Annotated in this window: 6 protein-coding genes and 1 tRNA gene; 5 read left to right on the forward strand and 2 right to left on the reverse strand. The window is 36.8% G+C overall.

The window, feature by feature from the left end; all coding sequences use genetic code 11:
• Nucleotides 1-125 precede the first annotated feature (125 nt).
• The 5 genes from CXF62_RS06485 to CXF62_RS06505 all read left to right on the forward strand — a co-directional run bounded on the left by CXF62_RS06485 (nucleotide 126) and on the right by CXF62_RS06505 (nucleotide 7,944).
• The gene (locus CXF62_RS06485) at nucleotides 126-584 is read left to right on the forward strand and encodes a hypothetical protein (RefSeq protein WP_068326698.1); all 459 of its coding nucleotides are present in this window, start codon (nucleotides 126-128) and stop codon (nucleotides 582-584) included.
• A 183-nt stretch (nucleotides 585-767) separates the two neighbouring features.
• The gene (locus CXF62_RS06490) at nucleotides 768-1,019 is read left to right on the forward strand and encodes a helix-turn-helix transcriptional regulator (RefSeq protein WP_068326701.1); all 252 of its coding nucleotides are present in this window, start codon (nucleotides 768-770) and stop codon (nucleotides 1,017-1,019) included.
• Between the two features lie 665 nt (nucleotides 1,020-1,684).
• Complete coding sequence (locus CXF62_RS06495; protein WP_102093425.1) at nucleotides 1,685-3,388, forward strand: DUF262 domain-containing protein; 1,704 nt, start codon at nucleotides 1,685-1,687, stop codon at nucleotides 3,386-3,388.
• A 112-nt stretch (nucleotides 3,389-3,500) separates the two neighbouring features.
• Entirely contained in the window at nucleotides 3,501-5,156 is a 1,656-nt protein-coding gene (locus tag CXF62_RS06500; RefSeq protein ID WP_102093427.1) for a site-specific DNA-methyltransferase, read from the forward strand.
• A gap of 58 nt (nucleotides 5,157-5,214) precedes the next feature.
• Nucleotides 5,215-7,944, forward strand: a complete 2,730-nt coding sequence (locus CXF62_RS06505) for a DEAD/DEAH box helicase (protein ID WP_102093428.1) — start codon at nucleotides 5,215-5,217, stop codon at nucleotides 7,942-7,944.
• A 317-nt stretch (nucleotides 7,945-8,261) separates the two neighbouring features.
• On the opposite strand, the gene CXF62_RS06510 is transcribed toward CXF62_RS06505, so the two are convergent.
• Complete coding sequence (locus tag CXF62_RS06510) at nucleotides 8,262-9,626, reverse strand: tyrosine-type recombinase/integrase (protein ID WP_102093430.1); 1,365 nt, start codon at nucleotides 9,624-9,626, stop codon at nucleotides 8,262-8,264.
• A 164-nt stretch (nucleotides 9,627-9,790) separates the two neighbouring features.
• Nucleotides 9,791-9,877: transfer RNA gene (locus CXF62_RS06515), tRNA-Leu, on the reverse strand.
• Nucleotides 9,878-10,032 lie beyond the last annotated feature (155 nt).

The raw sequence follows: 10,032 nt of genomic DNA on the forward strand, positions 1-10,032 counted from the left end.
TTGTTTTATTTCTTATCGGTTTATTTTTAGTGGCTTAATACCTAGGTTAAGTCTTACAATGTGCTAGTTCTTCATAACGGCATATTAAAAACAGATTATTACTGTTTAACGTAAGGATAGCTAAAATGGATTTAGAAAAGACAATGGCATTAAGTAATTCAGTACAACTGTCTAAGAAAATATCTAAAAGAATTGCCAATCAGACTGAACGTTATTTACAGAGCTTTGGTGAAGATACGGTAACCACAAAACCTCTTAAAAATGTATGGGATGATATTTGCTATAAGTTCCAAACAGAAGAATTTTGCGGCAAGGTTTACGAGTCCATGGTTGTAGAATATGTTGGTTCACTGGTCGATGCTCTAGAAGACTATGAATTTAATGCCCTCTACCTTCAAATTGAAAGCCTGCGTACGATCCTAGCTGATTCAGCTAAGAGTACGCCATCAGATATAGATGAACACAGTCTTATCAGCATGCGTTTTTTCAAAGATCGAGTTATTTTATATCTCATTGAAGAGTATATTTATAAACGGGCTAAAGGCTACACAAACAAAAGGCTTAGGAAAGCTCTAAATAGTTAAGATAGTCGTGTATGTAACTTATTATTAAAAGTATTTTTAACACAGAAAAAGGAGCTGATGATTCAGCTCCTTTTTATTACTCTATGCATAAGGTCTATCGGACGATATAAGTCTCATAAAAAAATACAGGACTCCCTGACTGTATGAGAACAGATGTTCCCATACAATAATTCGGAGATAATCATGGAAAATTCAAACGCAGCACAGCCAGTAATTGAGCAATGTAATCACATACCACAGCTATTGAGTATTAAAGATGTTGGTAGCTATACTGGTCTTAGTCGTTCTACGATTTATGAGATGGTTAATGAAAATTCTGATCGTTATGATCCAACATTCCCTAAGAAGGTACAACTGACACAGGTAAGGGTGGTGTGGGTAGCAAGCGAGATTGCAGAATGGATTAATACGAAGATTGCAGAACGTTCAGTATAGATTTATCTGACCGTCCTAACTTTAAAAGTAGGGCGGTTTATTTTTTTTGTATTATGAGAGGTTTCTTAATCTAATACACTAAGTAATATACTTTAGGCAGAAGAAAAGGCCTCAGCCACTTTGTGTTTACAATCAAAGTTTTATCGCAATTAAAAGGCTATTTCATGCGCAAAATCTTGTTAGGGAAAAATTGTGTAGGGTGGTACTTGGCGTTCATAGAAATAGGCAAATAGTCTTTCGAATAAAAGACTATTTAAAGATTCTTTAAAGGCTATTTTTCACTATTAAACATATATAAAACAAGGGCTTAAGGGTCTCTCCAGAGAAATGATAAAAGTATTTATCTTGTTAATAATCATCTATCACTATCTTGATCAAAAGCAGCCGCTAGTAGGGCGCTGTAAGGGGTCGCCTCATTCTCATGCATATAGATTTAATAGGATGACGTTGAATGGCTATATCTAAGCTTAGCAGGCTATCCGACAGATTACAGCTTAAACGTTTGGAAGTAGGGCAATATCAAGGACCGTGAGCTGTTAAATATGTTACACAGAAGTACATCCTTAGAAGGATATTTCAAGATCGTATGGTAGACTACTCCGATTAATTTAATTACAAAATAATAATTTCCATGTATAGGTTAGTCCTTAATAGAGAGTTTAATAATGAGCAAAAGTCTTAGCGGTGCTGATTATCCATTATCTAAAATATTTAGCTCAGACTTTGAGTATGTAATACCGTCTTATCAGCGTCCTTACGCTTGGATTATAGATCAGGCTTCAGAGCTATTTGAAGATCTTTACAGTTTTTATAAAGCTGAACCTGATGAAGAGTATTTTCTTGGCAGTATTGTTCTCATAAAAGAAGAAGGCATACCTCAAGCTGAAGTTATCGACGGTCAGCAACGCTTAACTACTTTAACAATATTGTTAGCTGTACTAGCAGCTAAGATGCAAGGTAAGCAAAGAGAGACGTTATATCAATATATACTTGAGCCTGGTAATGAATTTGAAGGTTTAGAAAGCAAAGCAAGACTAACAGTAAGAAAACGTGACCAAGAATTCTTCTTAAACTATGTACAAGGTCTGAATTTTAATGAACTTTTTGAGCTGGACGAAGTAGCATTAGATAATGAGTCTCGGCTAAATATAAAACGAAATAGCAAATTATTTTACGAGTATGCTAGGAAATATTTGAAAGATGATCCTAATTTGATTAAAGGGTTTGTGGCTTTTCTACTCCAGAAGTGTTATCTAGTAGCAGTATCAACACCGAATCAAAAATCAGCATTTAGAATATTTTCAGTAATGAATAGCCGTGGCTTAGATCTTCAACCAACGGACATAATTAAAGCAGATACTATTGGTCAATTAACGTCAGAAGAAATTCAGGAAAGCTATAACGAACGTTGGGAGGATATGGAGGTTGAACTAGGTAGAAGCAGGTTTAACGATCTATTTTCTTATGTGCGGATGATTTATGCAAAAGAAAAAGCGAAACGCTCACTACTTGAAGAGTTTAGAGAGCATGTACTCAATGAGAATTCTAGTCCTGAAGTGCTTATTTCAGATGTCTTGGAGCCATATGCGAATGCTTTAAGTATAGTAAAAAGCAGCTCATATGAAGCCGTTTCTCACTCAGAGGCGGTCAACCGTTATCTTAGATGGCTTAATAGGATAGACAATTCCGACTGGATACCTGTAGCGATAAGATTTATAGCAACTAAAAAAGATCAACCAGAGTACGTATTGTGGTTTTTCGAACGCTTGGAGCGTTTAGCAGCATTCATGCATATATGTGCTTACAATATTAATGAGCGTATTGAGCGATATAACAAGGTACTCAATGCTCTAGAGTTAGAGCACACGATAGAATCACCAGTACAAGATGTTGAGCTTTCTGAAGGTGAGAAGAAGAAGATGCTCATAGCGTTAGATAGCAATATCTACGAGCTGACACCTAGGCGTAGAAACTATTTGATGCTACGGTTAGATGCTTTCGTATCAGATGGGGCTGCGACCTATGACCCTACGGTCTTGACGATAGAGCATGTCTTACCACAAACGGTCAATAGTGAAAGCGAGTGGGCTTCTTGGTGGCCTGTTTTAGAAGATAGAAAAGAGTGGATACACAAGATAGCCAACTTAGTCCCATTAAACCGTAGAAGAAACTCACAAGCTCAAAACTACGATTTCGATAAGAAAAAGAAAGCTTATTTTTTAGGTAAGAAAGGCGTTTCTTCTTATGCACTAACGACTCAAGTGATAAATTATCAACAGTGGACTCCACAGGACTTGGCTCATAGGCAGAGAGAACTGATCGAAATCTTATCTGAGAATTGGAGGCTTGTAGATCATCAATCGATGTAGCTCAAGATGATCGGTTATCAATCATTGACTCATCGAAAAAGATAAGATCGAAAAAGATAAGTATGCTACCTATAATTAATTTACTAACTACGATATAAATTTGCGAGTTTTTATGCCAACTTTAAATTGGATTGGGAAAGAGAAAGTTCAAACCCACCACCTTGACGTGCCATATCGTGTGATGGAACATGGTTATGGCTTTACCCATGATGATGGAGAACAATTTAACCCAGTAGATAGCGGCAATAAAATCATCTATGGCGATAACCTTGAGGCGTTAAAAAGTCTGTTACCTATTTATGAGGGTAAGGTGGATTGTATCTATATTGACCCACCTTATAATACTGGTAATGAGCAATGGGTATATAACGATAATGTAAATCACCCAAAAATTAAAAGATGGCTTGGGCAAGTGGTGGGTAAAGAAAGTGAGGATTTAAGCCGTCATGACAAGTGGCTGTGTATGATGTATCCACGTTTACAACTGTTAAAGCAGTTATTAAGCCATACTGGTGTGATTTTCATTAGTATTAATTACTTTGAAGATAGTTCATTAAAATTGATTTGTGATGAAATTTTTGGGCGTGGCAACTTTATAAGTCAGTTAGCAGTTATAAATAACCCTAAAGGACGTTCAGACGATAAATACATTGCTACCGCCCATGAAAGTATATTGATTTACCGCAAGTCTGATAAAGTAATTACTTATGGTTTTGATGCTGAAGAAAAGATTACTAAGCGTTATAACAAAAAAGACGATAATGGATTGTATCGAGAAATAGATTTGAGAAAAACCGGTAGCAATGATACTAGAAAAGCAAGACCAAATATGTTTTACCCTTTTTTTTGGTCAGAAAAGAATCAACAATTAGTTCTTGATAAAGAAAATCTGAATGATTGTATCGAAATTCTACCTATCAAAAATAGTGAAACAGATGGTTGTTGGAGATGGGGCAAAGATACCGCTCAAAAAAAACTAGATAGACTTTATGCTCGATATATGCCTAATAAAAAACAATGGTCTGTATTTGAAAGAGATTACTTAGAAGGTAGAGATGACGTTAAACCTACGACTGTCTGGGATTTCAAAGACGTAAATAGCGAAAGAGGTACTGAAATCTTTAAAAATCTTGGTTTCAAAACGGAGGATTTCCCGAACCCTAAGCCAGTTGGTACGATTGAAAGAGTTTTAACAGTTGCAACAAAATCTAATCCTGACGCTATTATTTTAGACAGCTTCGCAGGTAGCGGAACAACCGCTCACGCTGCTTTAAATCTCAATAAGCAAGATGGTGGTAATCGTAAATTCATCCTAGTCGAACTTGAGGACTACGCCAATACTGTCACTACAGAACGGGTTAAGCGTGTGATTCAGGGATATGGCGAGGGCGATAATTTTGTAGAAGGTACTGGTGGTAATTTCAACTTCTATACCCTTGGTCAATCGTTACTTGACGATGAACGCAATCTTAATATTGAAATGCCAATTGACGCTGTTTGCTCCTATATTTGGTACACTGAAACCAACACCGCCTATGCTAATAATACTCAGTTATTACCACTGTTGGGCGTTTATGACAATACAGCCTATTATCTCAACTATATTCCGAATAAAGTCACTACACTAGATCGTAATTTTCTAAAGAATATTGATATTAAGAAGAGCCAGTATGTTATTTATGCCGATAATTGCTTGCTAGCAAAAGAACTTATGCAAAAGTACAACATCGTGTTTAAGAAAATACCCAGAGATATTAGCCAGTTCTAAAACAACTGTATCAGCACCTTTTTGAACGAAATAATAAAATTGAGCTAAAGGCATTACTATGGAACTTAAAAGCTACCAACAAGAAGTCATTAACGACTTAGATCAATATTTGGATAAAGTCAGTGAGGTCGGAAAATACGATGACGCCTTTAACCAGTTTTGGGAAGATAAGGTCGGACGATATGACTCTACTAATAAAAAAGGAATGCAACCTTATAAAAATATTTTAAACAACTCTCCTCATGTTTGTATCAAAGTACCAACCGCAGGTGGTAAAACGTTTATCGGATTGAATGCGCTTGATAGCATATTTAGACATTACAACAATCAAGCAAAAGCTGTTATCTGGCTTGTGCCTTGGTCAAACTTGCTTGAGCAGACTTATAAAAACCTAAATGACAATGAACACCCCTATCGAAAGAAACTTAATCAATTGTTTAACCATAGGGTAGAAGTTTACCTAAAAGAAGATGGTCTACAAGGTGCGAATTTTAACCCTGCCACAGTGCAAACTAATTTAACCATCTTTGTGATGAGTTTTGCCAGTTTGCGAGCAAGAAATAAAGATGACCGTAAGGTATATCAAGAAAATGGCTATTTAATGCCGTTTAAAGATACCTTTGACGGTACCCAAAATCTGCCAGATATTGATGATACTGCCTTAATTAATATCATTCGTAACCTAAAGCCAGTCGTAGTTGTAGACGAAAGCCATAACGCTGAAAGCGATCTTAGTGTGGAGATGTTGAATAATTTAAATCCATCATTTATATTGGACTTAACCGCTACCCCTAAACAAAACAGTAATATTATTAGTTTTGTGCCAGCTTACCGTCTTAAACAAGAAAATATGGTCAAGTTACCTGTTATTGTTTATAACTGCGACAATAGCAACGAGGTTATCGAGAATGCCTTGCACCTACAGCAGAGCCTTGAGATAGAGGCGTTAGAAGAAGAAAAACAAGGTGGACGCTATATACGTCCAATCGTTCTATTCCAAGCACAGCCTATTAATGCTAAAGATAGCACTACTTTTGAAGATATTAAGAAAAAGTTGATAACAGTTGGTATTCCTGATGAGCAAATCAAAATAAAAACCGCTAATATTAACGAATTAAAAAACATCGATCTCATGAGTAGAGATTGCCCTGTTCGTTATATCATCACTATAAATGCGTTGAAGGAGGGGTGGGATTGTCCATTTGCTTATATTTTGGCAACCTTAGCCAATAAATCATCTAACGTGGATGTGGAGCAGATTCTGGGGCGCGTGTTACGACAGCCATATGTTACGCAGCATACACAGCGTAGTTTGAACGTGTCTTATGTACTTACATCTTCAAGCATGTTTCAAAATACTTTACAAAACATTGTTAGTGCTTTACAAGCCAGCGGCTTTAATAAAAACGACTATCGAGCTAAAAATGCAACTGAAATTAATGAAAGTCAGCTAACACCAGTATTACCGCAAGGGCAAGTTAGCTTGTTTGATACGCTACAATCGCCTACCGGAAATATTGATGAGCAACCAACTGATACCGCTAGTATTGATTATCAGAAAATTCATTATTATCCGATTCAAATAGCAGGTAATTTTGCAGTGAGTGAAGACAGCTCGACTTATCACCTTCCGCAATCAGTGGCTAATAATGAACATCTGCAGCGAATCAACGAGATGGTCAATGAGCAAAGTCAAGCCTTTGACCAATACACTGATTCTATGAATGACGCCAATACACTCTCCGAAAACTTGTCAAATCAAGAATCGACTGCTTATGAAGACGTTGGTATTACTATGAATACAACTAGTATTTTAGCTGAGCATCAAGGTATTGCGCAAAAATTATCGTTGCCTCAATTCTTTTTAGCTGATACTGACTTTGGTGGATTGTTTGAAGATGAAAGTGATAATCTACTTAACCGAAATGACTTGCTAGCAGAATTTAATCTTTCAAAAGAAAGTGTTAATATCGATTTTGATCAAATTTCACAGGACATCTACCAAGTCGATATTGAAGAGAATGACGGTGATACGACTGCAAAATATGGCAAGATAGACAACTCAATACTTAGTCAAAGATTTATTGATGCGATTTTAGCCAGTAGTAATGAATCACAGATTCGTGACATCACTGCTCAAATCATGAAAAAGATTGGCGACATGTATCCAATTACTGACCCACAAATCAAGTCTTATGTTGGTAGAATTATTGAAGAACTCACCGAAAGTCAACGTCGAGATATTCTCAAAAACTCCCCACAATACACGAAAAGAATTCGTGAAAATATTGATAGGTTAAGTAAAGTCTATGCCAAGAATAAATTTAGCGAAGATATCAAATCCCGTCAAATTACAGTAAAGCCAAATTGGTATTTTAGCGCTACCTTACCGATTAAAGACAATACTAGTAATGCCATTGAAAAACGTTTATACGAAACAGAAAGTGGAATGAATAATCTTGAACAAGATATTATTTTAAAAATTGCTAGTATGCCAAATGTGATATTTTGGCATAAAAATCTTGTGAAAGGCGCAGGTTTTGCTTTAAATGGTTTTATCAATCATTATCCTGACTTTATCCTTTACACCACCAGAGGAACTATTATTCTGCTAGAAACCAAAGGTGATGACAGAGACAATACGGATACCGAGGATAAAATTATACTTGGAGAGCAGTGGGAGAGGCTTGCTGGCTCAAACTACCGTTACTTCATGGTATTTGATAAAACTCGTATGGATGGCGCGTTTACTGTTGATGAAGCCTTAAAAGTTATAGCTAAACTTTAACTTAATAAAATTAGTCTTGAATAAGATAAGTAGGGCTGAAGTTTAATAGCAACACCGACCAACCATCAGTAGTGATATACACCACCATATTCTGTTCAAAACTACAACACAAACTTAGACTACTGTCTTGGTCTATTGGGTAAGCAAAAAAATGTCTTCTCGTCATTTACCGTTATGGCTCTCACCATAGCCGTCAATGGCGTTTAAACCTTGTTCAAATAAGACGGTTTTAAGTTTTTGATTGGCTAGCTCAAAGGGTTGTAAGATAGAATTGGCTTTTTTAATAAATAGTATATCACTCAATAATTTTTCAAATTTTAGTCTGAAACCTTACTGCTAAGAAACTCAAGTACCTTATCCTCTCCTAGCTGAGAAATTAGTGCTTGTAGCTGGGCAGTAGAGTCAGCTTGTGATTGAGCGTCTGCTCTAAACTCTGCTGTATCTCTGCCTTCTTGTAAAGCATCTAAGTAGTCTGCCCACTTCTGCATCATATTCGCTCGATCATCAATGTACTCAAATCGACCGTAAGCAGTACCATTAGGATCTTTAGTGGTATGACCCAATGCCATCTCTACAAGCACAAGTGGATACTTTAACTGCTCTTGTAGGATCGTCTTCGCTGTCGCTCTAAAGCCATGAGCACAATGTATATCTTTATAGCCTAAATCCTTTAAACGCTTATTAGCCGTCGCATCAGATATGATCTGATGCTTTTTTGCCGTCTGGCTAAAAAAGACATATTCGGTATGCCCATTAATCTTTTTTTGTTCATGCAATATAGCTACCGCTTGAAGAGGTAGGGGAACCACCATGTCCTTGACCATATTTACCTTGCCTTGACCCTTCAAAGGCTTTAACTGCCATCTACCAGCTTGTAGGTCTAGATCTGCCCAGCGCATACGTCTTAAGTCACCATTGCGAACAAACAGAAGTGCTAATAGCCTAAGGGAATTAATGGTGTTTGGATCACCTTCTATTGTTTCAATATCCCGCAGTAACTTAGCAAGCTCTTTGGGCTTGGTAATAGCAGGACGATGACCGTAGCTCGATTTAGCCAATTGGCTTTTGATTAATGCCGCAGGATTACTACTACAAAACCCGCGAGCACCAGCATAGACAAATACATCGCTGGCAATGCCAGCGCAGCGTTCAGCCTTATCCGTAGGCTTGCCATCTTTATTCAAAGTCTTAGCTTGGATGTCCAAAAAAACCTCAAGCATTCTAGGAGAACTAATCTCGCTGATTGGCTCATTGCCAATGTAGGAGCATATTAGCTCTAACCGACCTTTCTTACGAATGAGGGTATTACTCTTCTGAGTCTTATCTAGACTGTCAAAGTACTCCCAAGCAAAGTGATTAAAAGAGTTTTTAGTTCTACTAATAAATCTTTTCTTTATTTCTTCACGATGAAATTTTGGGTCAATACCTTTGCTTAACAGGTCTTCATATTCACGCCAAACCTCACACGCACGTGCATACGAGATACTTGGATATATACCAATGGATATAATACTTTGCTTAGAATTTGAAGGAGGGTAGTAGCGGTACATCCATGACTTAGTCTCAGTAGGACGTACCATTAAGAATAGTTTGGGATGATTTTTGACAGCAACGAAGTACTTCTTATCTTCAGGCTTATGGCTGCTGATGCTTCTGTCTGAACTGATCGCTTTTCTTTCCATATCCTAGATCTCTATGAGTAGACTCAAAACTCGGTATACTTGACAGTATACTCAAAGTGCATGGATTAGGATAGATTCATAGGACAGTATAGAACGCCAGATACAACAAAGCCCCTGATATCAGGGGCTTTAGCTGTTCTATAAGATAGTATAGGACTATGTAATGGTACCCGGAGCCGGACTTGAACCGGCACGCTATTGCTAGCGAGGGATTTTAAATCCCTTGTGTCTACCAATTTCACCACCCGGGCAAAACTTTTTTTATCTCTTTCTCTTATTCACATCTCCGTTCCCACGAGACGGACTCCTATCTCTTTTTCCTTCTTCTTCTTTTTTTTTTTTATTTTTTTTTTTTTTTTTTTTTTTTTTTTTTTTTTTTTTTTTTTTTTTTTTTTTTTTTTTTTTT

Source organism: Psychrobacter sp. MES7-P7E, assembly GCF_002863645.1.
In the GTDB taxonomy this organism is placed as follows: Bacteria; Pseudomonadota; Gammaproteobacteria; order Pseudomonadales; family Moraxellaceae; genus Psychrobacter.

Bases quoted from the DNA above. Each gene is read 5' to 3' on its own strand.
- CXF62_RS06485 (WP_068326698.1), top strand. From the start codon at position 126: ATGGATTTAGAAAAGACAATGGCATTAAGTAATTCAGTACAACTGTCT.
- CXF62_RS06490 (WP_068326701.1), top strand. From the start codon at position 768: ATGGAAAATTCAAACGCAGCACAGCCAGTAATTGAGCAATGTAATCAC.
- CXF62_RS06495 (WP_102093425.1), top strand. From the start codon at position 1,685: ATGAGCAAAAGTCTTAGCGGTGCTGATTATCCATTATCTAAAATATTT.
- CXF62_RS06500 (WP_102093427.1), top strand. From the start codon at position 3,501: ATGCCAACTTTAAATTGGATTGGGAAAGAGAAAGTTCAAACCCACCAC.
- CXF62_RS06505 (WP_102093428.1), top strand. From the start codon at position 5,215: ATGGAACTTAAAAGCTACCAACAAGAAGTCATTAACGACTTAGATCAA.
- CXF62_RS06510 (WP_102093430.1), bottom strand. From the start codon at position 9,626: ATGGAAAGAAAAGCGATCAGTTCAGACAGAAGCATCAGCAGCCATAAG.